This is a genomic window from Streptosporangium pseudovulgare (assembly GCF_014648055.1).
Lineage (GTDB): Bacteria > Actinomycetota > Actinomycetes > Streptosporangiales > Streptosporangiaceae > Streptosporangium > Streptosporangium pseudovulgare.
In genome coordinates this window covers 147,941-172,617 of sequence record NZ_BMQJ01000015.1, presented here as the reverse complement: position 1 = coordinate 172,617, position 24,677 = coordinate 147,941, and the positions used below count along the sequence as shown (strand labels likewise).

At 72.3% G+C, this 24,677-nt stretch carries 25 protein-coding genes; 12 read left to right on the top strand and 13 right to left on the bottom strand.

Features of this window, described 5'->3' with window-relative positions; genetic code table 11:
* Window positions 1-142 precede the first annotated feature (142 nt).
* Window positions 143-865, top strand: coding sequence for a GNAT family N-acetyltransferase (locus IEZ10_RS27425; RefSeq protein WP_189249400.1), 723 nt, complete (start codon window positions 143-145; stop codon window positions 863-865).
* Window positions 866-1,289: 424 nt separating this feature from the next.
* Here the strand turns inward: IEZ10_RS27425 and IEZ10_RS27420 are convergent, their stop codons facing one another.
* Window positions 1,290-1,781 carry a MarR family winged helix-turn-helix transcriptional regulator gene (locus tag IEZ10_RS27420; protein ID WP_229811698.1) on the bottom strand — a complete coding sequence of 164 codons (492 nt, stop codon included), beginning with the start codon at window positions 1,779-1,781 and terminating at the stop codon, window positions 1,290-1,292.
* A gap of 104 nt (window positions 1,782-1,885) precedes the next feature.
* Between IEZ10_RS27420 and IEZ10_RS27415 the strand changes: the two genes are divergently transcribed.
* A complete protein-coding gene (locus IEZ10_RS27415; protein WP_229811697.1) occupies window positions 1,886-2,209 on the top strand; it encodes a cupin domain-containing protein in 324 nt (107 codons plus the stop codon).
* A gap of 163 nt (window positions 2,210-2,372) precedes the next feature.
* On the opposite strand, the gene IEZ10_RS27410 is transcribed toward IEZ10_RS27415, so the two are convergent.
* Genes IEZ10_RS27410 through IEZ10_RS27400 form a run of 3 tightly spaced genes read right to left on the bottom strand, consistent with a single transcriptional unit; the run spans window position 2,373 to window position 4,177 of the window.
* Complete coding sequence (locus IEZ10_RS27410) at window positions 2,373-3,395, bottom strand: zinc-dependent alcohol dehydrogenase family protein (RefSeq protein WP_189249397.1); 1,023 nt, start codon at window positions 3,393-3,395, stop codon at window positions 2,373-2,375.
* Window positions 3,396-3,431: 36 nt separating this feature from the next.
* Window positions 3,432-3,833 (bottom strand): (R)-mandelonitrile lyase, encoded by a 402-nt coding sequence (locus tag IEZ10_RS27405; RefSeq protein ID WP_189249396.1) that lies wholly within the window; start codon window positions 3,831-3,833, stop codon window positions 3,432-3,434.
* A 2-nt stretch (window positions 3,834-3,835) separates the two neighbouring features.
* Window positions 3,836-4,177 (bottom strand): carboxymuconolactone decarboxylase family protein, encoded by a 342-nt coding sequence (locus tag IEZ10_RS27400; protein ID WP_189249395.1) that lies wholly within the window; start codon window positions 4,175-4,177, stop codon window positions 3,836-3,838.
* A gap of 244 nt (window positions 4,178-4,421) precedes the next feature.
* On the opposite strand from IEZ10_RS27400, the gene IEZ10_RS27395 reads away from it, so the two are divergent.
* A complete protein-coding gene (locus IEZ10_RS27395) occupies window positions 4,422-5,297 on the top strand; it encodes a helix-turn-helix domain-containing protein (protein WP_189249394.1) in 876 nt (291 codons plus the stop codon).
* Window positions 5,298-5,394: 97 nt separating this feature from the next.
* On the opposite strand, the gene IEZ10_RS27390 is transcribed toward IEZ10_RS27395, so the two are convergent.
* The gene (locus IEZ10_RS27390; RefSeq protein WP_189249393.1) at window positions 5,395-5,628 is read right to left on the bottom strand and encodes a hypothetical protein; all 234 of its coding nucleotides are present in this window, start codon (window positions 5,626-5,628) and stop codon (window positions 5,395-5,397) included.
* A 169-nt stretch (window positions 5,629-5,797) separates the two neighbouring features.
* On the opposite strand from IEZ10_RS27390, the gene IEZ10_RS27385 reads away from it, so the two are divergent.
* On the top strand, window positions 5,798-9,691 hold the full coding sequence (locus tag IEZ10_RS27385; protein WP_189249392.1) for a hypothetical protein: 3,894 nt from the start codon (window positions 5,798-5,800) through the stop codon (window positions 9,689-9,691).
* Window positions 9,692-9,774: 83 nt separating this feature from the next.
* Here IEZ10_RS27385 and IEZ10_RS27380 read toward each other — a convergent pair whose 3' ends face one another.
* On the bottom strand, window positions 9,775-10,644 hold the full coding sequence (locus tag IEZ10_RS27380; protein WP_189249391.1) for a LysR family transcriptional regulator: 870 nt from the start codon (window positions 10,642-10,644) through the stop codon (window positions 9,775-9,777).
* Window positions 10,645-10,721: 77 nt separating this feature from the next.
* Between IEZ10_RS27380 and IEZ10_RS27375 the strand changes: the two genes are divergently transcribed.
* The 6 genes from IEZ10_RS27375 to IEZ10_RS27350 all read left to right on the top strand — a co-directional run bounded on the left by IEZ10_RS27375 (window position 10,722) and on the right by IEZ10_RS27350 (window position 16,954).
* Complete coding sequence (locus tag IEZ10_RS27375; protein ID WP_189249390.1) at window positions 10,722-11,426, top strand: CTP synthase C-terminal region-related (seleno)protein; 705 nt, start codon at window positions 10,722-10,724, stop codon at window positions 11,424-11,426.
* A 396-nt stretch (window positions 11,427-11,822) separates the two neighbouring features.
* Complete coding sequence (locus IEZ10_RS27370; RefSeq protein WP_189249389.1) at window positions 11,823-11,990, top strand: hypothetical protein; 168 nt, start codon at window positions 11,823-11,825, stop codon at window positions 11,988-11,990.
* Window positions 11,987-12,712, top strand: a complete 726-nt coding sequence (locus IEZ10_RS27365) for an ABC transporter ATP-binding protein (RefSeq protein ID WP_189249388.1) — start codon at window positions 11,987-11,989, stop codon at window positions 12,710-12,712. The genes IEZ10_RS27370 and IEZ10_RS27365 overlap by 4 nt, the downstream gene beginning before the upstream one ends.
* On the top strand, window positions 12,709-15,120 hold the full coding sequence (locus IEZ10_RS27360; protein ID WP_189249387.1) for an FtsX-like permease family protein: 2,412 nt from the start codon (window positions 12,709-12,711) through the stop codon (window positions 15,118-15,120). The genes IEZ10_RS27365 and IEZ10_RS27360 overlap by 4 nt, the downstream gene beginning before the upstream one ends.
* Window positions 15,117-16,328 carry a sensor histidine kinase gene (locus IEZ10_RS27355; protein WP_229811696.1) on the top strand — a complete coding sequence of 404 codons (1,212 nt, stop codon included), beginning with the start codon at window positions 15,117-15,119 and terminating at the stop codon, window positions 16,326-16,328. Before IEZ10_RS27360 ends, IEZ10_RS27355 begins: the two co-directional genes overlap by 4 nt.
* On the top strand, window positions 16,316-16,954 hold the full coding sequence (locus IEZ10_RS27350) for a LuxR C-terminal-related transcriptional regulator (RefSeq protein ID WP_189249386.1): 639 nt from the start codon (window positions 16,316-16,318) through the stop codon (window positions 16,952-16,954). The genes IEZ10_RS27355 and IEZ10_RS27350 overlap by 13 nt, the downstream gene beginning before the upstream one ends.
* An 8-nt stretch (window positions 16,955-16,962) precedes the next feature.
* On the opposite strand, the gene IEZ10_RS27345 is transcribed toward IEZ10_RS27350, so the two are convergent.
* The 7 genes from IEZ10_RS27345 to IEZ10_RS27315 all read right to left on the bottom strand — a co-directional run bounded on the left by IEZ10_RS27345 (window position 16,963) and on the right by IEZ10_RS27315 (window position 22,208).
* Window positions 16,963-17,295, bottom strand: coding sequence for a hypothetical protein (locus IEZ10_RS27345; RefSeq protein WP_189249385.1), 333 nt, complete (start codon window positions 17,293-17,295; stop codon window positions 16,963-16,965).
* Window positions 17,296-17,353: 58 nt separating this feature from the next.
* Window positions 17,354-18,292, bottom strand: a complete 939-nt coding sequence (locus tag IEZ10_RS27340; RefSeq protein WP_189249384.1) for a glycoside hydrolase family 113 protein — start codon at window positions 18,290-18,292, stop codon at window positions 17,354-17,356.
* Window positions 18,292-18,891, bottom strand: a complete 600-nt coding sequence (locus IEZ10_RS27335; RefSeq protein ID WP_229811695.1) for a TetR/AcrR family transcriptional regulator — start codon at window positions 18,889-18,891, stop codon at window positions 18,292-18,294. Before IEZ10_RS27335 ends, IEZ10_RS27340 begins: the two co-directional genes overlap by 1 nt.
* Before the next feature lie 330 nt (window positions 18,892-19,221).
* On the bottom strand, window positions 19,222-19,737 hold the full coding sequence (locus IEZ10_RS27330; protein WP_229811694.1) for a hypothetical protein: 516 nt from the start codon (window positions 19,735-19,737) through the stop codon (window positions 19,222-19,224).
* The gene (locus IEZ10_RS27325) at window positions 19,734-20,300 is read right to left on the bottom strand and encodes a hypothetical protein (protein ID WP_189249381.1); all 567 of its coding nucleotides are present in this window, start codon (window positions 20,298-20,300) and stop codon (window positions 19,734-19,736) included. The genes IEZ10_RS27330 and IEZ10_RS27325 overlap by 4 nt, the downstream gene beginning before the upstream one ends.
* Before the next feature lie 382 nt (window positions 20,301-20,682).
* A complete protein-coding gene (locus tag IEZ10_RS27320) occupies window positions 20,683-21,447 on the bottom strand; it encodes a YcnI family copper-binding membrane protein (protein WP_189249380.1) in 765 nt (254 codons plus the stop codon).
* A 206-nt stretch (window positions 21,448-21,653) separates the two neighbouring features.
* Window positions 21,654-22,208 (bottom strand): MFS transporter, encoded by a 555-nt coding sequence (locus IEZ10_RS27315; RefSeq protein WP_189249379.1) that lies wholly within the window; start codon window positions 22,206-22,208, stop codon window positions 21,654-21,656.
* 103 nt (window positions 22,209-22,311) lie between these two features.
* Here IEZ10_RS27315 and IEZ10_RS27310 point away from each other — a divergent pair, with 103 nt between their 5' ends.
* Window positions 22,312-22,779: a hypothetical protein gene (locus IEZ10_RS27310; RefSeq protein ID WP_189249378.1), complete on the top strand. Its 468-nt coding sequence runs from the start codon at window positions 22,312-22,314 to the stop codon at window positions 22,777-22,779.
* A gap of 398 nt (window positions 22,780-23,177) precedes the next feature.
* Window positions 23,178-24,341: an alpha/beta hydrolase gene (locus IEZ10_RS27305; protein WP_229811693.1), complete on the top strand. Its 1,164-nt coding sequence runs from the start codon at window positions 23,178-23,180 to the stop codon at window positions 24,339-24,341.
* Window positions 24,342-24,677: the final 336 nt, after the last annotated feature.

The following is a 24,677-nucleotide window of genomic DNA, read 5'->3' as shown; positions in this document are numbered from 1 at the left end:
CCGAAGGTCGCCGCCCTGCGCGGCGGGAACATCACTCTCGCCGCGGTCTCAGCTCGGGGGCTCCGGTAGTGATGGCGGAGAATCCAGCAACCTGCGGTATATCACCTAGCAGCCTGACGACGACGAGCAGAAAGCACCCGACATGTTCCCTCCCGCCATCACCGACTTCTGGCTGACCTCCTCCCCGACGAGCCGGCTCCTCTACGGTGACGACTCCTTCAGGGTTTTCGCCGACGCCGCCCTCGACGAGGACGAACGGCTCACCATCCTCACGACGACCGACGGAGAGACACGCGTTCTGCTCACCCCGGCGGTCGCCGGGACGATGGGCCTGGAAGACGGGCAGCCGGTCGACGAGGCGGGCTTCCGGCAGCGGCTGGAGAGGTCAGGCATCTCGCTGCACGGAGCCGACAACCTGTTCTACTTCACCGACGAGGCCCGGGAGACGTTGCTCGGTGAACCGGACGACCCCTCGGTCCGCCCGCTCACCGAGGCCGACGCGGGCGTGTTCGGGCAGTTCGAGGAGGCGGCGCCGGAGCAGGATCGCGACGACGCATCCGTCGAGCTGGACCACTGGGCGGTCTACGGCGCGTTCGAAGACGGACGGCTGGTGTGCGTGGTGAGCATGTACCCGTGGCGCGACGCGCCGCTGGCCGACCTCGGTGTGCTGACGCTCCCGCCGTACCGGGGCAGGGGCCACGCCCGGCGCCTCGTGCGCGCGATCTCCCGGCACGCCCTGGCGCGGGGACACGAGCCGCAGTACCGCTGCCAGCTCGACAACCACGCCTCGGTGGCGGCGGCCGGATCGGCCGGCCTGACCCGATTCGGGACCTGGGACATCGTCTCGCCGGACTCAGCCGCGTAGGGGTGTCGGTGGGACTCGTGCCACCGGGCCCGAACGAGCGGGGCCCGGCGTCCGGGACCGACATGAAGATAGGCATCGAGTACCGCGACCTGGTGTGAACAGACATGAGGAACCGCTGGTGGAAGGGCATGGGCATGCTGTTCCGCGGACAGCGGTTCTCCAGGTGCACGGCCATGTGGTCCGCGGTCCCGCGGTCATCGGACAGGCCGTTCTTGCGACAGGGGATCTGGGCGGCCGCGCCGTCCGACGCTTGAAGGCCCTTGGACGGCGAGTGTACGGACGCACCATTCTCGACGTCCTCCGAAAGCGAGTCATCCTGACCGCTGACCCACACCGGAACGGCCCCGAGGATCACCGAGCCCGCTCGGTCGTGGTCGGGGAAGTCCCGGTCGGGGACCGGACCGGTGCCGTTCAAAGGGCCTCGTTACGGTGCGTTGAACCACTGCGGGGTGTCGAGGCGGAACGCGTCGGGTGGTGTGACCTTGCGCAGGTCCTCCACCATGGCCCGCAACCGGTCCTCGCCGATGGTCTCGGCCCACTGGTCGCGCAGGTCCTCGAAGATCTGCTCCGACCGCTCGAGCGCGTCGTGGGCGTGCGGGGTAAGCGTGTAGGTCTTGCGGCGCGCATCGCCGGGGTCGTGCCCGGGCCGCAGATAGCCGAGACCCTCCAGCATGTCGATGGTCTTGCCCGCCGCTTGCTTGGAGACGCCCAGTGCCCGGCCCAGGTCGGCGGCCGTGGTCCCGTACCGGCCGCCGGCCCGCATGATGGCCTGGAAGACGAACCCGTGCATGGGCCGCATCCGCGGATGGCCCTGCCTGGCGAGCTCCTCGTGCAGTTCGTCGATGAGCACCCGGAACCCCAGCAGCAGCCGCAGCGGCAGTTCGAAACCCTGTAGATCGCTTGACAAGATGGACAACCTCATTAACTATATAGACAACCATCTTGTCCATACTAGGGATGTGAACCGTGACGCTCGTCCGTCATGCCGAAAGCCGCCGATCCGAGACCCCGACCGGGGTCATGACCACTCTCGCCTCGCCGACCCTGGGCGGTGCGCGATCCTCCGTCTGGCGCACGGAGGGCAAGCCCGACGTGAAGGGCCCCGTCCACATCCTCGACGCCGAACAGATCTGGACCTTCCTCGAAGGGGAGGCGACCATCGAACTCGACGGCGAAATCTCCACCGCGGGCCCCGGCGACACGGCCGTCCTGCCCGCCCACGCCACCCGCCGGCTCACCGCCGGCCCTCAGGGCTACACCGCCATCGTCACGGCTCCCGCCGACGCTCACGCCTGGATCCCCGGCGACACCGGCAACAAGGTCACACCTCCCTGGATCGCCTGACCGGCGGCCTCCGAGATCACGGCCGGTGCAGATGGGAACGCGGGGCCCGTGGCGTTCGGCCAGGCGGGCCGACAGCGGATTGACGAACGCCGACAGCACGGTCATCGGCACGAACGCCAGCCCGGTCTGCAACGGCGTCAGGCCGCGCTCCTGGCTGCGCCGGTCAGGGACGCAGCAGGGTCTTGATGGCGCGGCGTTCGTCCATGGCCTTGTATCCCTCGGCGGCGTCCTCCAGTGGCAGGGTCCGGTCGAAGACCTTGCCGGGGTCGATTCGCCGGTTCCAGATCAGGTCGATGAGTTCGGGCAGGAAACGCCGGACGGGGGCGGGCCCGCCGTGCAGGTGGACGGCGGAGAAGAACAGCTCATCGCCCGGGAGCCGAACGTCGTGGGAGACGCCGACGTAGCCGACATGGCCGCCGGGCCGGGTGGCGCGGATGGCCTGCATCATCGACTCCTGTGTGCCGACCGCCTCGATCACGCTGTGCGCGCCGAGCCCGCCCAGCAGGTCCTTCAGCGCCGTGACGCCGTCGTCGCCGCGTTCGGTGATGATGTCGGTGGCGCCGAACTCGATGGCGAGTTTCTGCCGGTCGGAGTGCCGGCTGAACACCACGATCCTTTCCGCGCCCAGCTGCTTGGCGGCCAGGACGCCGAGCAGACCGACCGCGCCGTCACCGACGACCGCCACCGTCCTGCCCGGGCCCGCCTCGGCGGCCACCGCGGCGAACCAGCCCGTCCCGAGCACGTCAGAGGCCGCCAGGAGCGACGGGATCAGGTCATCGTCCGGCATGCCGGGCGTGGCGACCAGGGTGCCGTCCGCGAGCGGGATGCGGGCGTATTCGGCCTGGGTGCCGATCGCGCCCATGAGTTCGGCGTGCACGCAGCGGGACTGGTAGCCGGCCCGGCAGATTTCGCAGGTGTTGTCGGAGGCGAAGAACGACCCGACGACGAAGTCCCCGGCTTTGACGTTCTTCACCTCAGCGCCGATCTGCTCGACCACGCCGACGTACTCATGCCCCATCACCGCCGGGCCGCCGGTCTTCTCGATACCGCGATAGGGCCACAGGTCCGACCCGCACACACACGCCGCCGCCATCTTGATGATCGCATCGGTCGGCTTTTCGATCCTCGGGTCGTCGCGGTCGACGACGGCGACGTCGCCGGGACCGTTCAGCACTACTCCACGCATGGGTCGGTTCTCCTCGTCGTCTTCGGTATGCGTCGGTCAGGCGCGGGTGCTGGAGGGGGCGGCGCCGTATTCGGCGTCGGTGACGTGCTCCAGCCAGGAGGTGTCGTCGCCCTCCCACAACGCCAGGTGGATCATGAACTGGCCGGGGGCCGCGCCGTGCCAGTGCTCCTCGCCCGGCGGCGTCCACACCACATCGCCCGGGTGGGCCTCGACGAGCTTCGCGCCGCGGGACTGGATCAGGGCGACACCCTCCACGATGAGAAGGGTCTGGCCGAGGCCGTGCGAATGCCAGGCGGTGCGGGCGCCGGGCGCGAACTTCACCGTGTTCGCCCGCGCCCGCGACGGCTCCTCTCCGCGGTGGATCACGTCGAACCACACGTCCCCGGTGAACCACTCGGCCGGGCCCTTGGCCGTCGGCGGCCGCTTCAGTACCTCCATGATCAGCCTTCTTCCGTCCCGGCGTTCTCGACGATCTGCTTCAGGGCGGTCATCGCGGTCATGGCGTTGGGCCAGCCGGCGTAGAACGCCAGATGGGTGATCGCCTGCTTCAGCTCCTCGACCGTCAGACCGTTGCCGAGCGCGGTCCTGAGGTGGAACGGCAGCTCGTTGCCCCGGTACAGGGCCACCAGCGCCGACACCGTCACCAGGCTCCGGTCGCGCCGTGACAGCGCCTCGTTCGGCCACACCCGCCCGAACAGCGCCCCATCGGTCAGCTCGACGAGGTCGGGCGCGAAATCCCCCAACAGGGCCTGGGCGCCCGTCGGCTTGTTGTCCTCCGGCATGGTTGCCCTCCTTTTCCGCGGGCCATTCCTCATATTTCAGACGCAAGGGCCGCTCTGGGCGGAGCCTTTGCCCTTGGCCGGGAACTGCTCGGATTCCCTGACGCCGTTGCCGTCCGGCTGATGGTCAGCGGCTCCCCGGCGCCGGCACCCATGCAACCGCGCGCGGCCGGAATCGGGGAGAGTCTGCTGTTCCAGGGGTTGACAGCACCCCCCTCACCAGACCTGCGGCTCGTAGGCTGAGTGCATGGACAACCAGGACGACATCCGCGAGTTCCTGGTCTCACGAAGGGCCAGGATCACCCCGCAGCAGGCGGGCCTGCCCGTCTACGGCACCAACCGGCGGGTGCCCGGGCTGCGCCGCGAAGAGGTCGCCCTGCTGGCGGGGGTGTCGATCGTCTACTACACCCAGCTGGAGCGCGGGAAGATGAGCGGGGTGTCCGAGAGTGTGCTGGACGCCATCGCCCGCGCCCTCCAGCTCGATGACGCCGAACACTCCCACCTGTTCGACCTCGCCCGTGCCGCCAACACCTCGCCCCGCGCTCGCCGCCGGCCCGCCCACAAGATCCGGCCCGGTCTCCAGCAGGTCCTGGACGCCCTCACCGACGCGCCCGCCTTCATCCGCAACGGACGGCTGGACATCCTGGCGGTCAACCAGCTGGGGCGAGCCCTGTACGCCCCGCACTTCGACACCCCGCACCGGCCGGTCAACATCGCCCGGTTCAACTTCCTCGACCCGCGCGCCCACGACTTCTACCCCAGCTGGGACGCCGCCGCCGACACTTCGGTGGCCATCCTGCGCACCGAAGCCGGACGCGACCCCTACGACAAGAGCCTCAGCGACCTCATCGGCGAGCTGTCGACCCGCAGCGAGGCCTTCCGCACCCGCTGGGCCGCCCACAATGTCCGCCTCCACCACACCGGTGCCAAAGCCTTCCACCACCCGGCCGTCGGCGACCTGCCTCTGGACTTCGAGGCCCTCGCCGCCCCCAGCGACCCCGGCCTCACCCTCACCATCTACACCGCACCCACAGGCACCCCCGCCCACGACAACCTCCGATTGCTCGCCAGCTGGGCCGCCACCCACTTCCCCCACGACCACCCTGACCTCGCCCGCACCTGACCCATAGCCCAAGGTCGGCACACAACCCCGGCCGCCGGGGCACCAGGCCCCGGTGCGGGTGGGCGACGCCGGTTCAGCAAAGCCGTGCCGACGGTCTTCAGGGGCGGTGCCGTCCGCGCCGTAGCCCGTACAGCGCCAGCGACAGTCCCGTCACCGCCATGGCGGCATCGACCGGCGGCCACACGGCCGGGGACAGCCACACCAGCACCCCGGCCGCGACGCCCAGAGTCAGGCAGGCCAGGGCGACGATGACATGCTGCGGCACGAAGACGCCGGGGCCGCGCTCCTGGGAGCGGCGGTGGGGGCGGGACTTGCGAGGTGTGCGGTTCACCAGGATGTCCTTCCTGCTTAGGGGGTGGTGACAGCACGGTCGCGCTGGGCGGTGTTCGGTTTCGAGACGGTTCGGCGACAACGGATCATTTCGTTTCGATGGCCAGGTCCCGGCGGCCGGTGTAGAGGTGGATTCCGAACGTTTCCGAACAGCGCTGGGGTAGGAGCCGATGGCCGCGATCGATCCGGAGCGGATCCGCACCGGCCGGCAGCTGGCCGAGCAGCTGGCGTTGCTGTTCGACCGTGATCCCCGCGGGGTGCAGCGGCTGGCCGCCAAGGCCGACCTGAGCGCGGCGACGGTCCAGGCGCTGATCACCGGCGGCACGGCGCTGCCCCGGGCGGAGACCGTGGAGAGGTTCGTGCGGGCCTGCGGCCGGGAGCCGGGGCCCTGGCTGGCGGCCCGGGCGCGGCTGGCCACCGCCGCCCGCACCGCCCGCGCCGCCCAGAAAGACCACGAATCCGCCCCTGCCTCGCCCGCCGAGCCGCTGGGGCGGATGATCGGCGAGCTGGGCGAGCACGACGCGCTGGCCCTGGAGGTGCACCAGGCCTTCACCGCGCCGCAGACCACGGCCAATCCGGTGCCGGTGCTGCCGCCCTACCTGCCGCGGAACGGGTTCGATGACCGGCTGCGGGCGGCGGTGGCCGCGGCCGAGGACGGCAGCCGGCTGGTGATGGTGGTCGGGGGCTCCTCCACCGGCAAGACACGGGCCTGCTGGGAGGCGATCCGCGCGGTTCTGCCCGGCTGGCGCGTCTGGCACCCGCTGACGCCGGAGCGGCCGCCGGCCGTGGTGGAGGCCTTGCGCGGCGACCGCCTGGCCGCCCGGTCGGTGATCTGGCTGAACGAGGCCCAGTTCTATCTGCAGGCGCCACAGGCCGGTGAGAGCGTCGCCACCGCGCTGCAGGCCCTGCTGGCCGATGCCTCCCGGGGCCCGGTCCTGGTGCTGGGGTCGATGTGGCCGGACTACTGGAGCCGGCTGACCCAGGCACCCGATGATCCCGCCGGCCGTGACCCCCACCCGGCGGTCCGGGCGCTGCTCGGCGGCGCCGAGGAGATCACCTCCCCGCTTCGGTTCACCGACCGGCAGCTGGCGGACCTGGCCGAGACCATCGCGGCCGATCCCCGCCTGCGGGCCGCCGCCCGGCGGGCGCCGGGCGGGCAGGTCACCCAGGAACTGGCCGGGGCACGGGAGCTCTTACGCCGCTACCGGCACGCCGGCGCGGCCGAGCAGGCGCTGCTGTGGGCGGCGATGGACGCTCGCCGCCTGGGGCACGGCCGCTACCTGACCGAGTCGTTCCTGCAGCACGCCGCCCCCGGATACCTCGACGAACACACCTGGGACCAGATCGGCGGGCACGAGGACTGGTTCACCGCCGCGGTGGACCGGCTGACCGCCAAGCACCGGCGCCTGCCCGGCCCGCTGATCGAACATCAGCCCCGCCCCGGCGAGCCGCCCTTCGCCCAGCCGCTGTACCGGCTGGCCGACTACCTCGAACAACACGGCCGGTCGAGTCGCCGGTTCGAGTCCCCGCCCGAGGCGTTCTGGACGGCGGCGACCCGGCATATCACCGCGGCGGAGGATCTTGAGGCGTTGTCCGCCGCGGCCCGTGACCGCTTACGCTACCGCCACGCGGCGGAACTGGCTCGCCGTGCGGCGGCCGCGGGCCACTTCGATCAGCTGTATCGGCTGGCGGACGAGTTCGAGGAGCACGGAAACACGAGCAGGGCGGAACGGCTCTACCGAGCCGGGGCCGAGGCGGGGGACATCGCCTGCACATTTCAGCTGATGATGATCCGGGAGAGGTACGCCGACCATGCCGAGGCGGAGCGGCTCGCCTTCTCCATCGCTGAGAAGGGCAACGGGCATCCTTTGGAGCGGCTGGTCGAACATCGTTGGGAGAACGGCCGGCGCGACCGCGCCGAGCAACTCGCCATCAGGGCCTTCCGTGCCGGGCATCAGGAGGGCCTGTGGTACGTCGCCCGTGATCTCTGGCGGACGGATGGCCATGCCGGAGCCGCCCGGATGTACCGGGTGGCCGCCGATGCCGGCGAGGTCCAGGCCCTCGTTCCACTGGCGGAAACCACGGACGATCCCGATGAGGCCGATCGGCTCTACCGAGCCGCTGCGGAGCGGGGGATTCGTGAGGCGATGTGGGAGATGGCCCGGAGGGCGGAGGAGGCCGGCGACTACGAGGAGTGTGAGCGCTACGTCCGTCTGGCCCTTACAGCTAAGCAGAGCATGTTCTCGTTCCGAGAAACGTTGTGGCATCTGGTGCGCCGATGTGAGGAGCGCGGGAATCACCAGGGGGCCGAGCGCCTGAACGCCATCGCCGAAGCCAATGGCGTCAGCTTCCTGAGCCGGATCGCTCGTCTTCGGATGGACGCCGACGACGACGCGGCTGCGGTGTCCATGGCACCCGACCTGGCCGCCGCGGGAGAAACCCGCACCCTGGGGGTGCTCGCCCGCAGGCGCGAAGCGGCCGGCGATTCCCAAGGCGCGGAACACCTCGCTCGACTGGCCTTCGAGGCGGGCGATCCCGAGCCCCTGCGCGACCTGGCCCGCCTGCGGGAACTGTCGGGAGCCGCGAAGGACGCGGAACGCCTCTACGTTCTCGCCCGCGACCACGCGGCGCTGCGCGCGAAGGCCAGGCGGCTGGAGCAGGCGGGAGACCTCGGCGAGGCGGTTCGCTTCTACCGGATCGGCGCGGACCTGGGCGACGCTCTCGCCCTTCACGCGCTGGCCCGGGTGCGGGAGTCCGAAGGAGACCTCGACCAAGCCGAACGCTTGGCCACCGAGGCCGCCTGCGCCGGCGACACCCGGGCCCTGCGCACACTGGCCTGGATGCGCGAGTGCCGAGGTGACCGCCCGACGGCGGAGCGGCTGGCCGTCAAGACCGCGGACTACGGCTCCACCGGCGCCCTGCGCGCCCTTGCCGTGGCACGGGAGAGGGCCGGGGACCGGGACGGTGCGGAGTCGCTGGCTCGCCGGGCGGCGGGCTACGGGGACACCCGCACCTTGGCGGTACTCGCCCACCTGCGCATGCGTGGCGGAGCAGGGGACCAGGCCGAACGGCTCTACGAGAGCGCGGCGCAGGCCGGTGATCCACTCGCCGTACGAACCCTCGCCACGCTGTGCGAGCGGGCAGGAGACGCCGCGAGGGCCGAAGAACTGGCCCGGCGGGCGGCGGTCGAAGGTGACCGGGGCGCGCTGTGGGACCTGGCCAGGCTGCGCGAGCAGGCCGGGAAGCACAGCGACGCCGCGTGGCTGTACCGGGCGGCGGCATCGGGGGCGGTGGACGTTCTCGCGGACATGGCGGACCGGCGGGCGCGGGCAGGTGACCTCGACGGCGCGGAACGCCTGGCGCTCATCGCCGCGGAACTGGGCGACGGCAAGACTCTGCTTTCCCTTCTGAGGCTCCGCGTCATGGCGGGGGATCGTTCCGGTGCCAAGCGTCTGGTCGCCCTCCTTGAGGATGTCCGTGAGGTGCGCCTGTGGTTCCTCCTCATGTTCCACCAGGTGGACCGTCATGACATCGCCGAAGACATCGCGTTGCAGATCGCCGGGAGAGGCTCGCCCGAGCCGCTCGATGAGGTGGCGGCCTCCGTGTCACGGATCGATCCCGTGCGAGCCGAGCGGTTGTGGCGCCTGGCGGCCGAGGCCGGAAGCGTGAACGCGCTGCTCCGCCTCGCAGAGTCGCGTGAACAGGCGGGCGATCATGCCGAAGCGGAACAGTGGGTACGTCGACTGTGCGAAGCCGGGTCGGACGAGTACTCGATCACGCGAATGGCCAAGTCCCGGAGGGAGCGGGGCGACCACCGGGGGGCGGAACGGCTCTACCGCATTCTGGTTGAATTCGGAAAGATCACACCGCTTTTCGCGCTGTCCCGGCTTCGGCGCGAGTTCGGCGACGAGCCCGAGGCCGAGCGGCTGGCCCGGCAGGCGGCGGACGCCGGCTACTCGACCCCGCTCGTGAGCCTGGCGAGAGAACTCGCTCGACACGACGTCTGGCAGCGGCTGCTCCGTTACGGCCTCGAGGCGGATGGACGAGTCGCGGACCCGTGGTGACGTTCCCATCGTGAACTTCAGAGGGCGATGCGCGAGTTGATGCCCGGCTTGTCATAGCCTGACCCTGCCGTGAAAGGGGCCGGTCAGGCGCCGAGCCGGTCGGCGACGGCCCGCGCCTCGCCGGAGGCGAGCGGGCCGCACAGCATCTCCACCCGGTGCACCAGGCGCGGCGCCGTCAGCGGCACCGTCAGCGTCGCGGCCGGGGAAGCCCCCGCCGCGACCGGCGCGGGCAGCAGGGCCAGGCCGTGCCCGGAGGCCACCAGGTTCACCACGGTGCGCAGGTCGTGGCCTTCGTAGCGGAACCCGGTCCGGAAGGCGCCGCCGCCCGCCACCTCGCGCAGCCGCTCCACCGGCACGAAGGCGGGGGCGTGCAGCCACAGCGCGTCGGCCAGGCCGGCCAGTGCGAGCCCCCGCCCGCGCGCCAGCGGATGCCGCCCGGGCAGGATCACCACCAGCTCCTCCTCGGCGATCCGCACCCCGGCCGGCGCCCCGACGTCGGGCAGGCGCAGCGGGTCGCTGGGCGCCGCGATCCCGTCGACGAACCCCAGGTCGGCATCGCCGGAGGCGACCTGCTCTGCCACGCGCTCGCGGCCGACCGCGCGCAGCGTCACCACCGGCCCGCCCGGCTCCAGGGCGCGGGCGACCGCCGGGACCAGCGCCAGCGGAGATGCCGCCACGGTCAGCCGCCCGGCCGGTCCGGCGGCGGCGCGCAGCACGTCCGCGCGGGCCGCCCGGTGCCGCAGCAGCAGCGGCCCGGCGTGCTCCAGCAGCCGCTCCCCGGCCCGGGTCGGCGCCACCGGGCGGCGGCGCAGCAGGGTCAGGCCCAGGTCGGCCTCCAGCGCGGCGACCTGCTGGGACACCGCCGACTGGGTGTAACCGAGCTCCTCGGCGGCGGCGGAGAAGGACCGGCGGCGGACGACGGTCACGAACGTGCGCAGCAGATGCGGGTCCACGGCGCATCAGTATCGCTTATCGCCCCACCAGGAATCATCGTTGGACCTCATCGGCGGGCGGCGGCCAGGATGGGCCCGTGACCATCGCGAGAATCGCCCTGGTGGGCGACAGATCACCCGCCGTCCAGGCCCACGCCCGCGTCCCCGCCCTCCTCGCCGCCCTGCGCGAGCGCGACGGGCTGACCCTGGACGCCTACTGGATCCCCACCGACGAGGCCGGCGACCTGGAGGGGTTCGACGGCATCTGGATGCTGCCCGGCAGCCCCTACCGCAGCGAGGCCGGCGCGGTGAACGCCGCCCGCACCGCCCGCGAGCACGGCATCCCGTTCCTCGGCACCTGCGGGGGCTTCCAGCACACCCTGCTGGAGTACGCCCGCGACGTGCTGGGCCTGCGGGTCGCGCACGCCGAGAACAACCCCGATGCCGGGGAGTTCCTGCTGGTCCCCTTGGCCTGCTCGCTCGCCGGCCACGAGGAGGCGGTACGGCTGGAGCCGGGCTCGCTGATCGAGAGGATCGTCGGCGCGGACCGGACCGTGGAGAAGTACTCCTGCGACTTCGGCCTCGATCCCGCCTACGTGCCGGTGCTGGAGGAGGGCGGGCTGAGGTTCACCGGCCGCGGCGAGGAGGGGGCCGTGCGGGTCCTGGAGCTGCCCGGCCACCCGTTCTTCCTCGCCACCCTTTTCCAGCCGGAGCTGGCCGGGGACGGCAGCCGGCCGCACCCGGCGATCACCGCGTTCGCCTCCGCGGCCGTCGCCCGCGCCTCGGCGGCCGCCCTCCGCTGACCGGGGGGCGGTCACGCCGGCCTGTACGGCCACCACCGGGTGCCGCCCCCGCACCGGCTGTGGATCTGGAACAGCGACCCGGACCGGGCCCGCGCCGACCTGCCGATCACCACCTGAGCCTCCCCGCCGCGGCGGCCGGTGGCGACGGCTCGGGCCGTCGCCACCGTGGCTCGGGCTGCTTGACCTGCACGCCGACGATGTTCGGGGAAGAGCCCGTTCCCGTTCGGAGCGGGCCTGACGGTGGATCGGTGGTGATCCGCGGAAACCATCGACGCCGGCGCGATCTCCCAGCGCGTGGCCGGAGCCGAGCGCGTGGACCTGCTACAGCCGGCTGTACCTTCGCCTGGGTTGTCTGCTGGATTCTGCCGGGGCGCCCGCGTCTCTAGCGTGATCCGCATGAAGAAACTCCTGTGGGTCGCCACGGTGGCCGGGGTGGCCGTGAATCTGGTGTCCAACTTCGCCGCGGGCGGCGAGCTGACGCTCGTAGGGCTGGCCGGTGGTGTGGTCGGCGTGGCCTCGATCGCCGGGCTGATCGGCCTGTACATCACCGGACGCCGCTCGTGAGCGCGGTGGTGTCGCTGGAGCGGGTGCGCAAGACTTACGGCGAGGTGACCGCACTCGATCACGTCTCGCTGGACTTTCCGCGCGGCAGGTTCGTGGCGGTGATGGGGCCATCGGGGTCGGGCAAGACCACCCTGCTGCAGTGCGCGGCCGGGCTCGAACCGCCGGACTCGGGGCAGGTGCTGATCGGCGGAGCCGACGTGACCCGCTTGTCCGAGACGAAGCGCACGGAGCTGCGCCGCAAGCACATCGGGTTCGTCTTCCAGTCCTACAACCTGCTGCCCACCGTGAGCATCGAGGACAACATCACGCTGCCACTGCGCCTGGCGGGCCGCCGCCCGGATCGGGCGTGGCTGGACGAACTGGTCGGCCGCATGGGACTGCGCGAGCGGCTGCGGCACCGGCCGGCGGAACTGTCGGGAGGCCAGCAGCAGCGGGCCGCCATCGTACGAGCGCTGGTCGCGCGTCCCGACGTGGTCTTCGCTGACGAGCCCACCGGAGCGCTGGACCTGCGCAACGCCATCCGGGTGCTGGATGTGCTGCGTGGACTGGTCGACGAGCTGGGGCAGACCGTCGTGATGGTCACCCATGATCCGGCGGCTGCGGCCCGGGCGCACGACACCCTGGTCATGGCCGACGGCAAGGTCATCGACACGCTGGCCGCTCCGACGGCCGACGAGCTCGCCGTACGGCTGGCGCACCTGGCTGCGGAGCCCGTGGCATGATCCGGTTGTCGCTGGCGCTCGCCAAGGTGGGCGGGCTGTTCGTGGTGTTCGCGGCGGTGCTCGGCGGGATGGCACTGGTCACCGGGGCCGGGGTACTGGTGGACTCGGCCTTCCGCGCCCAGCCGCCCCTACGGCTGGCCGGAGCCGACGTGGTGGTGTCCGCCCGGCAGTCGATACCGCGCAAGGAGGATCTGCCGGTCGCGCTCCCGGAGCGGGCACGGTTGCCCCTTTCGCTGGTCGCCACGGTGTCCGGGGTACCCGGCGTGGCTCACGCGGTGGGCGACCTCAGCTTCCCCGCCGCCGCTCTGTCCGGTACGGCGGGCCGTACCGGCGATCCTGCGACGGCGGGCCACGGATGGTCCTCCCTGGCCATGAGCGGGCGCATCACCGCGGGGCGGGCGCCGCGCACTCCCGACGAGATAGCGGTGAGCGGCGGGAAGGTCGGGCAGCGGCTCCAGGTGATGGCGGCAGGAAGGTCCGGCACCTACCGGGTCACGGCCGTGGTCGATGCTCCCGGCGTGTACTTCACCGACGCCGTCGCCGTCACCCTGGCCGACAGGGCCGGTGGCGCCGTGGACCTGGTCGCGGTTCGGGCGGCGGCCGGCGTCGATCCGGGGGCGCTGGCCCAGAAGGTGGCCGGCCGCCTGGGGGCGGGGCCGACCGGCGGGTACGAGGTGAGCACGGGCAGGGACAGGGCCGACGCGGAGTCGCCGGGGGCGGCCGCGAGCCGGGGGCTGCTGCTGATCCTGCCCGGCTCGATCGGCGGCATCAGCCTCATGGTGGTCGGCTTCGTAGTGGGCGGCGGGCTGGCACTCTCGGTCAACCGGCAGCGCCGCGACCTGGCACTGATCCGCGCGGCGGGCGCGACCCCACGCCAGGTACGGCGGATCGTCACCGTTCAGGCGGTCGCGGCCGCGCTCCCCGCCGCACTCCCCGGCGCCGCCCTCGGCTACCTTCTGGCCGCGCGCTTCGGTGACCTGCTGACGGGCGTCGGGCTGCTGCGCGCCGACCAGTCGCTGGCCTACGGACCGCTGCCGGCGGTGGCCGCGACGCTGTTGCTGCTGGGCGTCGTGAGGGTGGCCGCGTGGGCGGCGGCCCTGCGGATCTCGCGCATGCCGGTCATCGCCGGGCTGCCCGAGCCGCGCACCCCGTCGAAGGTGCGCACCAACGCCGGCTTGCTGATCATGCTCGCTTCACTGGTGCTGGCGACCTTGCCGCTGTTCGTCCGGACCGAGTCGGCCGCGGTCGGCCCGGCGACGTCGGCGATCCTGGCCGTGATCGGCCTGGCGCTGGCCGGGCCTTGGCTGATCCAGCAGCTCACGGGAGCGCTGGCCCGGTCGCGTCTCATGGCGCGGGCACCCGGGCCGATCTGGCTGGCGGTCAACAACAGCCATGGCTATGCCCTCAGGACCGCGGGAGCCGTGGCCGCCCTCGGCATGACGCTCACATTGGGGCTCAGCGTCGCCCTCACCCAGACCACGATCGCCACGGCCCAGTCCGCCCAGGCAGCCGAGGGGATGCGCGGCCTGGTCACCATCACCGCCCACGAGCTCGGCGGCATTCCCCACGACCTGCTCACTGACGTTCGAGCGACCACGAAGGCCACAGCCGTGACCATGACGACCGTGGCGACGGAACCGCTCCTGCTCGGCGACGACCCCGGTCTGATGTCCAGACCCGCCATGGCTCTCGGTCCGGACGCCGAGGGCCTGATCGACCTGGACATCGCCGCAGGCAGCCTGGCCAGGCTGACCGGTGACGCGGTCGCGGTGGACGAGAAGGCCGGCCGGGTGGGGGAACACCTGGACGTGATCATGGGGGACGGCGCCAAGGTACGCGCGCGGGTGGTCGCCACCTACCGCCGGGGCCTCGGATTCGGGCCGATCGTGGTTTCCCGTGACCTGGCCTCCGCCCACACCACGACCGGGCTCGACAGCGCGATCCTGGCCCGCCCCGCCGACGTCGCCGACCTCGGCGCCCTGGCGCGGCGGCCGGGCATCACGCTGGCGAGCACGCCGGACGGTCCGCAGCACGCCGCCACCTCGGCTCAGTCGCTGGTGAACTTCGCCGTGCTCGCCGTCCTGATGGGCTACGTGCTGGTGGCTGTCGCCAACCGCCTCGTCGCGACCACGACGGCACGGCGTGAGGAGTTCGCCGGACTGCGCAGGACGGGCGCGGCGCCCCGGCAGCTGCGGAGGATGGTTCGCTGGGAGGCGCTGCTGGTGGGCGCGGGAGCGTCGGTGGCGGGGCTGGCGCTCTGCGCCGTGCCGTTGGGCCTGCTCGGCATCGGGTTCCTTGGGCGTCCACTGCCGGCGGGGCCGCTGTGGCTGGCACCCGTCTCTGTTGCGGGGGTGATGTTGATAGTTTGTCTAGCTATGGAGGTTCCTGCCAGAAAGATCATCCATTGAGAGATCTCTGGAGATCTATCGGGTATTGCCTGATCGTGTTCCCCTCGGCGCTGGCGATGATGATCGCCCTGCCGCTCCTGGTCACGGGGGTATTGCTCACCGGAGTCGGCGGCATCGGACTCATCGTGGTTCCGCGCATGATGCTCGTTCTGCGCAGATGGGCCGAGTGGCATCGCGGGCGGGCCGCCGGCCTCCTGCACGTGACCATCGAGAAGCAGCGGGCGAGCATGGTCGGGTGGCGGGAGCTCGTCCGCAGCCCCGAGAGCCGGCGCGACCTGCGATGGATGCTCCTGCATGTCGGGGTGGGCCTGCCCATCGCGCTTGCCGCGATCGCGGCGGTGAGCCAGGTGGTCAACGCCCTCCTCGAAGCGCCCCTGTGGTGGTTGTTCCCGCACGATGACCCGCTGCGGCTGCTGGTGGTGTTCCCCGTGCGGGACTGGCCGGCGGCGATCGGCCTCGGCCTCGCGCAGGCCGGCCTCGGAGCGGCACTGAGCCGGTGGGGAGTGCCGAAGCTGGCCCGCCTGCACGCCCGCATGTGCCTGGCGGCGCTGCAGCCGTCCGTCGCCGACCGGATGGCCGAGCGGATCGGAAAGCTGACCGAGAGCCGGTCGGGAGTGCTCGACGCGCACGCCGCCGAGCTGCGCCGGATCGAGCGCGACCTGCACGACGGTACGCAGGCACGGCTGGTGGCCATCGCGATGCGGCTGGCCGTCGCCAGGGAAGCACTCGGCGACGACACCGGGATCGTCGCGCGGCTCGTCAAGGAAGCGCACGAGGGCACCGAGGAGGCGATGACCGAGTTGCGGCAGGTCATCCGTTCCATATATCCGCCCATCCTGGCCGACCGGGGACTGTCCGGCGCGGTGACCGCGATCGCGGCGCGAGCCGGCCTGCCTGTCGAGACCGACCTGGACGGCCTCGCGCCCGTTCCCGCCGCGGTCGAGACCGCCGCCTACTTCATCGTGGCCGAGTCGATCACCAACGCGACCAAGCACAGCGGCGCCACCCAGGTCTCCGTACGACTGGCCGTGGCCGATACGCTCCGTATCGAGATCACTGATGACGGCAGGGGCGGCATCGACGAGAGCCGCGGCACCGGCATCGCCGGGATCCGCCTCAGAACCGCCGCGCTGGATGGGACCGTCACCGTCGACAGTCCGGCCGGCGGGCCCACCGCCATCACCGTGGAGTTGCCGTGCGCGTCGTGATCGCCGAAGACAACGTCCTCCTTTCGAGCGGGTTGGAGCTGCTGCTGGGCAGCAAGGGAATCGATGTCGCCGCGGTGGTGCCTGACCGGCCCGGCCTGATGGCCGCGGTCGCAGAGCACCGGCCCGACCTGGTCATCGCGGATGTACGGTTGCCGCCGTCCTTTCGTGACGAGGGCATCAAGGCCGCTGTCGCCCTGCGGGCGGCGGATCCCGGTCTGCCCGTCCTGGTGCTGTCCCAGTACGTCGAGAAGCTCTATGCCCGCGAACTGCTCGCCGACGGCTCCGGAGGAGTGGGTTACCTGCTCAAGGACAGGGTCAGCCGGGTGAGCCAGTTCGTTGAGGACCTGCGGCGGGTGGCCGCGGGCGGCACCGTCATGGACCCGGAGGTGGTCGCCCAGCTCATGGTGGGCAGCGGACTCGAGACGCTCACCAACCGCGAGCGGGAAGTGCTGTCACTGATGGCCCGCGGCCTCGGCAACGCCGAGATCGGTGAAGAACTGGTGATCACCGATAACGCGGTGCACAAGCACATCGGCAACATCTTCGCCAAGCTCGGCCTCGCGGTGTCCGACGGTGGTCACCGGCGCGTGCTCGCCGTGCTGGCCTTCCTCAACGAGGGCCGCTGAGCCGCCGCTCAACAGGCGCGGCCCGGGGATGCCGGTGGTCCGGCGACAGCCGAGCGCGACGCCGGCGAAGCGGCGACGTACTCGAAGATCGCGTTGGCCGGCTCGATCCGGGTGTTCCAGCGCCGACGATCGAGGAGTTCGACCTGCATCCGCGACCGGAACGACTCCATCATGGCGTTATCGAAGCAACCGCCGACGCTGCCCATCGACGGCGGCAGGCAGGAGTCCTTGGCCCGCCGGGTGAAGGCCCAGGACCCGAACCGCACCCTCTGATCGGAGTGGGTGATCGTCCCTGCGGGCGGCGTGCGGCCGTCGATGGCCATCCCCAAGGTGCCGGTCACCAGCGTGTCGTGACCGGCCAGGCCTCGCGCGGGCTCTGGCGGTGTGCAGGGTCCCCGGCTAGGGGTTCGCGTAGCGGGCGGCCATGGTGTGGAAGACCTTTCTGGGCTTCCACGTGGTCGGATCCAGCGTTTCGACGACGCCGTAGGAGCCCAGGCCGGCATGCCCTGTGCGGTTGTAGGCGGCGAAGGTGAACCAGAAGGAGGCGTCGACGCCCGCCCCCTCGAAGGCGTCCGTCAGCTCGGTGAAATAGCGGACCTGCTCGGTCTCGTCGCGGACGGCGCCCGCGGGGACCTCCCAGGCCATGCCGCCGCGGTCTCCGGCTCCCGCGTAGGGACAGGTGCCGAACTCCGTCACGGCCACCGGCTTGCCGTGGCTGAAAAGGTCGCGCAGCTCGTCGGAGAAGTGGGCGGCGTTGTGCGCGGCCCGGTAGGCGTCGATGCCGACCAGATCGAACGGGGCCCAGTCGACGAACTCCCAGGGGCCCGCGGCATACGTCACCCGGCCGCCGAAGTGCTTCCTGGACACCGCGGCCACTTCGCCCAGGAAGGCGTTGAAGCGCTCCATCACCGGGCCGAGCGCCTGCCACCAGGCCGGATCCGCACCGGCCATGGCGGTCAGCCGGTCCTGGTAGGTGGCCCCGGGCAGGAATCCGTGGCCGAAGGCGCTGCTCTCGCAGCCGGGAACGAAGACGACTTCGGCGCCCGCCCGCCGCACGGCCTCGGCTCGCCGGGCGCAGTCGGCGTACAGGGCGAGCATCTCAGAAGCGTCCAGGTCGACGGGGAAGGGTGAGAACCACACTTCGAGACCCGCCGCGGCGGCGAGCTCGGCGGCGAGCGAGAGCCGCTCGGGCGTGCCGCCGGTGATGCGTACGGCGGTGCAGTGCAGTTCGTCGGCGATGACCCGGATGTCGCGCCCGACCGCCTCCGGGTGCCACTCCGGGCGGCTGGCGTTACCGGGCAGGAAGCCGGTTTCGTAGGTGACTCCTCGTACGCGCATCACTTCTCCTCTCCGCCGAAGGCCCGCTCCAGCAGGTCGAACGCGAGATCGAGGTCGCCGCCGACGAGCCTGCCCGCGTCCAGCGGGGACATGCCGTCCGTCAGGCGCTGGAAGAACGTCTCCTGGACGGTGCTGACCGCGGTGACGATGTGCGCGGCCATCAGCCGGACGCGCATGCCATCCGGTTCGCCCGCCTCGACGAGGGCCTTGACCAGGGCCGCGGCCTGCTCGCCACGGAAGCGGCTGACGCCGGCGACCAGTGCGGGACTCTGCTGGATGACCCGCACCATGGTGCGCAGCTCGGGGACGTAGGAGCCCGCGGGCTCGGCGACGGCGCCGCGGTAGTGCTCGCGCAACGCGCGCAGTGGCGTGCGGTCCGGCGCGCGCTCGGCGACGACCCGCGCGAGGTCGTCGTCGAGCACGTGCAGGACCAGGGATTCCTTGGTCGGGAAGTAGTTGAACAGGGTCGCCTTGACGACCCCCGCCGCCTCGGCGACCTCGTTGACGGTTACCGCGTCGAACCCCCGCTCGGCGAACAGCCGCATCGCCGCGTCCGCGATGTGGGCCCTGCGCTGGGCTCGTTTCTCTTCTGCGATCACGACGGACAGCGTACATGAACCGGGTTCAGAAATGAACCTGGTCCAATAAAATCCCATCGAGGTGGCGTCGACCCTACGTCGAGCAGACCGGCATCGAGCGGCGCTTCCGGCGCGCCGCGGAGGGACGCGACATCACCGTCGTGACGTCCCCGACGGACAGCCGGTTCCTTGAGCGACGTGTGAGGAGCAAGGAAACGAAGGTTCTGCCGTACGGCGCGAGCGGCGACATCGGCCGGGCCGCCGGAAGACCGGTTCGCCTCATCGTCGTTCCGGGGGCGCGTCGCGAACCGGTACGGGGACCCGGCCGCCGGCCCGGCCCCGTACCGGCCCTCAGCGGACCGGTTCCGCCGCCCGCGGTTCCGGGCGGTTCGCGTCACCGGACGTTCCGGTCGCGCCGCGGCCGGTGAGCGCCCGGCGCAGCGGTCCGCCGTACAGGTACACCGGGACGGCGACCCCGATCAGGAGCAGCAGGCCGGTGAAGACCCACTCCATCGAGCCGCCCGGGCCGTACACCTGGCGGGGACGGCCGACGTCCACGGCAGGGGTCTCCTGCCCGGTCCGCAGCGACTCGCGTGAGCTCCCGTACATCGCGACCCCGGTCTTGCGGACCGTGCCGTCGGCGGAGCGGAAGTCGCCCATCCAGGTGCAGGACTCGTGCCCGGGGTGCTGGATGCACTCGAGCTGCCGCGCGGTGAACCGGCCGCCGATCCCGTCGGCCCGCGCGGCACGGACGACCGGGCCGATGTTCGGCACGGCCAGGTAGAGCAGGAAGACCGCGACGAACGTCAGGACCGTGTTGAAGAAGGGGGAGCGCCTCCTCGCCGCGGGCCCGCCGTGCCGCCTCACCACTGGTGCGCGACCGCGCAGGTGCACCGCATCAGCGAGCGCTCCGACGCGCGGGGACGCCGGTGGAGGACCATCGCGACCACCATGGGGATGAACACGAGGGTGTTGTAGAACAGGTGCAGTTCCACCCGCGGCACCAGGAGCTGGATGATGCTGGTCACGGTGGGTCGTCCCAGCAGGTGGTAGCCGCTGATCGCCTGGCTGAGCAGCAGCAGGTGCTCGAAGTGGTGCCAGACCTGGATGCCGAGGGAGATGTTCCACCAGGTGCGTGACCTGCCGGTGAAGCCATGCCGCAGCAGGACCAGGCCGATCAGCATGAGCAGCGCGTAGCCGTAGTGCATCCATTCGGAGGTGACGAGCCAGGGGAACGGCAGGCCCAGGACGCCGCGCGCCTCCGAGAGTGGCCAGCCGAGGACGTAGATCTGGATGGCCTGGGCGATGTGCTCGGCCCAGTGGCCGAGGACGATCAGCATGTAGAGGTTGAGTGCGGTCCTGTGGTGCCGGGTGTTGAGCGCGGAGATCCATCCGCCGGAGGGACGTGCCGAGACTGTCTCGGTTGCCATGCGCGAACCTCGCTTCGGGGGTCGTGACCGTGTGCCGTCACGCGGACCGCGATCCCGGACGCCCCGTGTTCCACATCCCGGTGGCGGGAACCGCGGGCCGCAGGATCGATTTTTCCGCCGGGCCCCCACGAGTGTTTATCGGCGCGTGCTGACTTTCCAGTGCCCCGGCGTGACTTTCCGTCCCGGTGCCGGCCCGGCGCCGGGACGCGGCCGGGTTCGGACCGCGGGCCTGGTCCGGGCGGCAGGTCCAGGCGGCGACCCGGACCCGGTCCGGGCGGGTTCGAGCCGACGGGCCGCGCACCGGTTCTCCGGTGCGCGGCCCGTCGTCCCTCAGACGCCCTCAAACGTTCTCAGGCGTTCTCAGGCGTTCTCGGGCGTTCTCTCAGGCGTTACGGCCGCGGCGCAGACCCAGCACGCCGGTCACGGCGCCGACGAGCCCGAGGACCAGACCGGCGACGCCCAGCGCGCGGGCGGTGCCGTCGGAGGAGTCCGCGCCGGAGGCCGCGACCGCGGTGACCGACGGCGCGGCGGGCGAGGCGTCCGTCGCGGCCGGAGCCGCCGAGGGGCTCGCCGTACCGGCACCGTGGCCGTGGCCGTCGCCGTCGGCGGCGGCCGGGGTGAGCCGCAGCACCGGGGCCGGGTGCTCCGGCTCGGAGCCGTCGGCCTTGGGCTCGTCGGCCCACTTGACGACCTCGCCGCCGTCGTAGGTCTGGGTCGTGGGGAAGAGGAGGTGGTCGGTGTCCTCGGGCAGCGCGCCCATGGACACCTCGAACTCCTGGAACTGGCCGGGCTCGATCTTCCCGCCCGACCAGGTCACCTTGGTGACCGCCTCGGTGACCTCGCCGTACTCGGTGGTGACAGGCTTGGGCAGCTTGCCCTCGGTCACCTTGACCTTCCAGCCGGGCACCGGCTTGACCGAGACGAACGGCAGCGGGTGGTCGAGGGGGAAGGACACCTCGACCTTGCTCGTCGAGTCCTTGTCACGCTCGTTGGGGACCCGGAAGGCGACCTTGGTGAAGCCGCCCTGCTCGGCGGTGCCGGGGTTGATGCTCACGTGCGCGAGCGCGGGCACGGCGAGGCCGAGGGTGAGGGCGGCGGCGCCGGCGGTCACGGCGGCCAGGCGGCGGAACGCTGCGGGGAACGACATGGGATTCTCCACTTCGGGGTTCGGGACGTTCGGAGAAGGCGCGGAACCCCGCGACGGGACCACGCCGCGCACCGATCAGGGCGTGCGGCGGCCGGCGGCGGTCACGCCGCGCACGGACGCGGGCGTGGCGGTCGCCGCCCGGCGCGGAACGGTTCCCGCGCGAAGGGACGGATTCCGCGGTGCCGGGAAGGCACGGGAAAGAGGGGTCAGGCGGCGGGGAGTGGAGGGCCGCGCCGGCTGACGATGTGCCGCAGGACGCCCCGCGCCGGGAGGGGCGGGGCGGAGGCGACGGCCGCGCGCGGGGGAGCGGGCGGCGTGGCGGGGGAGGGGAGCAGCCGCAGCGCCGCGCCGAGGCGCCGGCCCGCGGCGCGCAGCAGCGTCCACAGGGCGGCCTCGCCGCGGGCCAGCCACCAGCCGGTGAGCAGCGTGGCGGTCAGGTGCGCGAGGAGCATGCCCAGGCCCTCGCCCAGGCCCCGGCCGTGGGAGTGCGTGACCAGGGAGATCCCCGAGGGGTCGTCGAAGGCGAACAGCTCGTGCAGGACGAGCTGCGCGGCAGTCAGACCGGCGCCGATCACCGTGGCGGAGCGCTCGCGTCCGGCGAGCGCCGCCGCCACCGCCGCGACGGCCGTCCAGGCGGCGGTCACCGCCTGCGGCTCGGGCCCGGACCCGCCCGCGACCCGGTGGCCGGCGACGGCCAGCGCCACGCACACGGCCGAGAAGGCCGCCGCGCGGGCGAGGCGCAGGGGGAGGCGGGCACGCATGGTGACCACATGTTCTCACGTACCGTCAACGCCTGCCTTTTCCGGTCTTTTGCAGCTATGGTTGCCGCGAGCACGACAGGCAGTTCGTAGCTAGGCGGGGTCCATGCGACATTTTTCCGGTTTGCTGGTCGGGCTGCTCCTCACCGCCGCCCTGCTGGGCGGAGCCGGTTGGGCCGTGCAGGAGGGACTGTCGGCGGCGGCGGCCGCCGCGCTCGGCGGCCCGAAGTCCTGGACCGCGCTGGGCGTCATTGCGGGCGTCGGCCTCCTGCTCGGGCTGGTGGCCTCCGGCCGGGTCTCCCCGATGGCCGCGTTCGTCCCGTCGATCGTCCTGCTCGCCTGGACCGTGGTCTACGCCCTCGACCCCGCCCGCGCCACGGATCTGGTCCCGCGCGACCCCTCTCTGCCCGCCGCGCTCCTGCAGGCCGGTCGGGGCATGGGAGTGCTGCTGGCCGCCGGCGTCTACGCCCTCGTGGGCGTCGCCCTCTTCCTGCCCGTCCTCATGCCCTCCCGCTGGGCGCCCCGGGTCCGCGACGACGACTACGACGACGCCGACGACGGCTACTACCGCTGACACGGATCTCCGGGCTCAGGGCCCCGGGATCTCCCATGTTCCTCGCCACGCCGCCGGACGCCGCGCCGCCGGACTGCCGGCTCCGCGACTGCCGGCTCCGCGACGGCGGGCGCGCGGTGGCGGTGACGCCGACGGCGAGCGGGGAGACCCGTCGGGCGGGTTCACCGGCCCGTTCCGGGCGGGGTTCCGGCCGGCTGTTGCCGAAAACAGTTTGATCTACATTGTAAATGCGCCTGGCCGTCTCGGAACCGGCAGGGCAGGACGCCACGGGGTCGGCCGGGCGGCGACCCGGCCCGGTGAAGGAATGGAGGGATCCCCCACGGGGAATCCTCTTCTCAGAAGGTCCGCGTGCACGGCCTTTCGGCAGGTCCGCGCTCGTGGCCCTGCGGGAGGTCCGCATGCATGACGAGATCGACGTGGACGTCTGTCCCGGCTATCCGGTGAGCTGGCAGGCCGCGGCTCTCAACGCGATGATGCGCGGGACCTTCAAACCGCTCGCCGGCCTGCTGCTCCGCTCCGACACGGGGGTGATCGCCGGTTCCCAGCTCGCCGCCCTCGCCGCGCGGATGCCGGTGCGCCTGCCCTCCCACGTGCGGGTGACCCGGGACGACACCGGGGTGTGCCGGGGGGAGTGGGTCCGCGCGGGGGAGGACCTCGACGAGAGCGGGGTGCTGCTGTACTTCCACGGCGGCGGCTACTTCGCCTGCTCCCCGGCGACCCATCGGGCGATCACCTGGCGTCTGTCGGCGGTCGCCCGGCGTCCGGTGCTGGCCGTGGACTACCGGCAGGGTCCGGTCCACCGGCCCACCGAGTCCCTCCAGGACGCGGTCACCGCGTACGGGTGCCTGCTGGAGCGCGGCTACGATCCGGCGAGGATCCTGTTCGCCGGGGACTCGGCGGGCGGCCACCTGACCCTCACCGCGCTGCTGGCGCTGCGCGACCGGGGGGCGCCGCTGCCGTCGGCGGCGGTGTGCCTGTCGCCGTGGGCGGACCTGACGGATGTGCCGCGGCGGGTCAACCGGCTGGTGGATCCGCTGATCCCGGCCGGCCGGGTGGACTGGCTGGCCCGCCGCTGGACGGCGGGCCTGGACGTGCGCGACCCCCTGGTGTCCCCGGTCTTCGGCGACTACCGGGGGCTGCCGCCGTTGATGGTCGTGACCGGTTCCACCGAGGTCCTCCGGGACGACGGGCGCCGCGTGGCCGAGCGGGCGAGGGCCGGGGGAGTGCCGGTGACCTACGAGGAGTGGCGGCGGATGCCGCACGTCTTCGCCATCCTGGCCGACGTCCTGCCGGAGGCGCGTCAGGTCTTCCGGCACATCGACCGGTTCCTCGCGGCGGCCCGGAGCCTGTCGGCCGGGTCCGGTCCCGCGGCGGCCCCCGGCCTTCCGGCGCCGGACCTCTCCGGCGGTTCCGGCCTGGTGGCGGCCGGGGGAACCGTACGGCCGGGCGCCGCGGCGGCGGAGGAACTGGCGCGGCCGGGCGCCGTGACGGCCGAGGATCTCGCGCGGCCCGGCGCCGTGACGGCCCGGGACCTGCCGGCGCCGTCCGGCTCGGCCGCCTGACCTCCGGGTGCCACGGCCCGGGGTGTCCCGGCACCCGGTCGTCCCGGTGTCGAGCCGCGTCCGGTCTCCGGTCGTCCCGGTGTCGAGCCGCGTCCGGTCTCCGGTCGTCCCGGTGCCGGGCCGCGTCCGGTCTCGGGCCGTCCCGATACCGGGTCCCGCCGCGGGCCGTCCCGGCTCGGGGTCCGCAGCGGCCCGTACCGGCCGGTCATGATGTCACGTCGGGCACCATCCGTGTCCCGCGCACCAGGGGTTACTTACCTTGAGGGATCAGTCGCCTTACCAGGCATATCGCTTGTGCCCGGTCGGGCGCGAAGCGCCGCGGGTTACGGCCACAGT

Bases quoted from the DNA above. Each gene is read 5' to 3' on its own strand.
- IEZ10_RS27370 (WP_189249389.1), top strand. From the start codon at position 11,823: ATGAAGAAACTCCTGTGGGTCGCCACGGTGGCCGGGGTGGCCGTGAAT.
- IEZ10_RS27410 (WP_189249397.1), bottom strand. From the start codon at position 3,395: ATGCGTGGAGTAGTGCTGAACGGTCCCGGCGACGTCGCCGTCGTCGAC.
- IEZ10_RS27305 (WP_229811693.1), top strand. From the start codon at position 23,178: ATGCATGACGAGATCGACGTGGACGTCTGTCCCGGCTATCCGGTGAGC.
- IEZ10_RS27415 (WP_229811697.1), top strand. From the start codon at position 1,886: ATGACCACTCTCGCCTCGCCGACCCTGGGCGGTGCGCGATCCTCCGTC.
- IEZ10_RS27400 (WP_189249395.1), bottom strand. From the start codon at position 4,177: ATGCCGGAGGACAACAAGCCGACGGGCGCCCAGGCCCTGTTGGGGGAT.
- IEZ10_RS27320 (WP_189249380.1), bottom strand. From the start codon at position 21,447: ATGTCGTTCCCCGCAGCGTTCCGCCGCCTGGCCGCCGTGACCGCCGGC.
- IEZ10_RS27405 (WP_189249396.1), bottom strand. From the start codon at position 3,833: ATGGAGGTACTGAAGCGGCCGCCGACGGCCAAGGGCCCGGCCGAGTGG.
- IEZ10_RS27310 (WP_189249378.1), top strand. From the start codon at position 22,312: ATGCGACATTTTTCCGGTTTGCTGGTCGGGCTGCTCCTCACCGCCGCC.
- IEZ10_RS27315 (WP_189249379.1), bottom strand. From the start codon at position 22,208: ATGCGTGCCCGCCTCCCCCTGCGCCTCGCCCGCGCGGCGGCCTTCTCG.
- IEZ10_RS27360 (WP_189249387.1), top strand. From the start codon at position 12,709: ATGATCCGGTTGTCGCTGGCGCTCGCCAAGGTGGGCGGGCTGTTCGTG.
- IEZ10_RS27425 (WP_189249400.1), top strand. From the start codon at position 143: ATGTTCCCTCCCGCCATCACCGACTTCTGGCTGACCTCCTCCCCGACG.
- IEZ10_RS27340 (WP_189249384.1), bottom strand. From the start codon at position 18,292: ATGCGCGTACGAGGAGTCACCTACGAAACCGGCTTCCTGCCCGGTAAC.
- IEZ10_RS27395 (WP_189249394.1), top strand. From the start codon at position 4,422: ATGGACAACCAGGACGACATCCGCGAGTTCCTGGTCTCACGAAGGGCC.
- IEZ10_RS27385 (WP_189249392.1), top strand. From the start codon at position 5,798: ATGGCCGCGATCGATCCGGAGCGGATCCGCACCGGCCGGCAGCTGGCC.
- IEZ10_RS27325 (WP_189249381.1), bottom strand. From the start codon at position 20,300: ATGGCAACCGAGACAGTCTCGGCACGTCCCTCCGGCGGATGGATCTCC.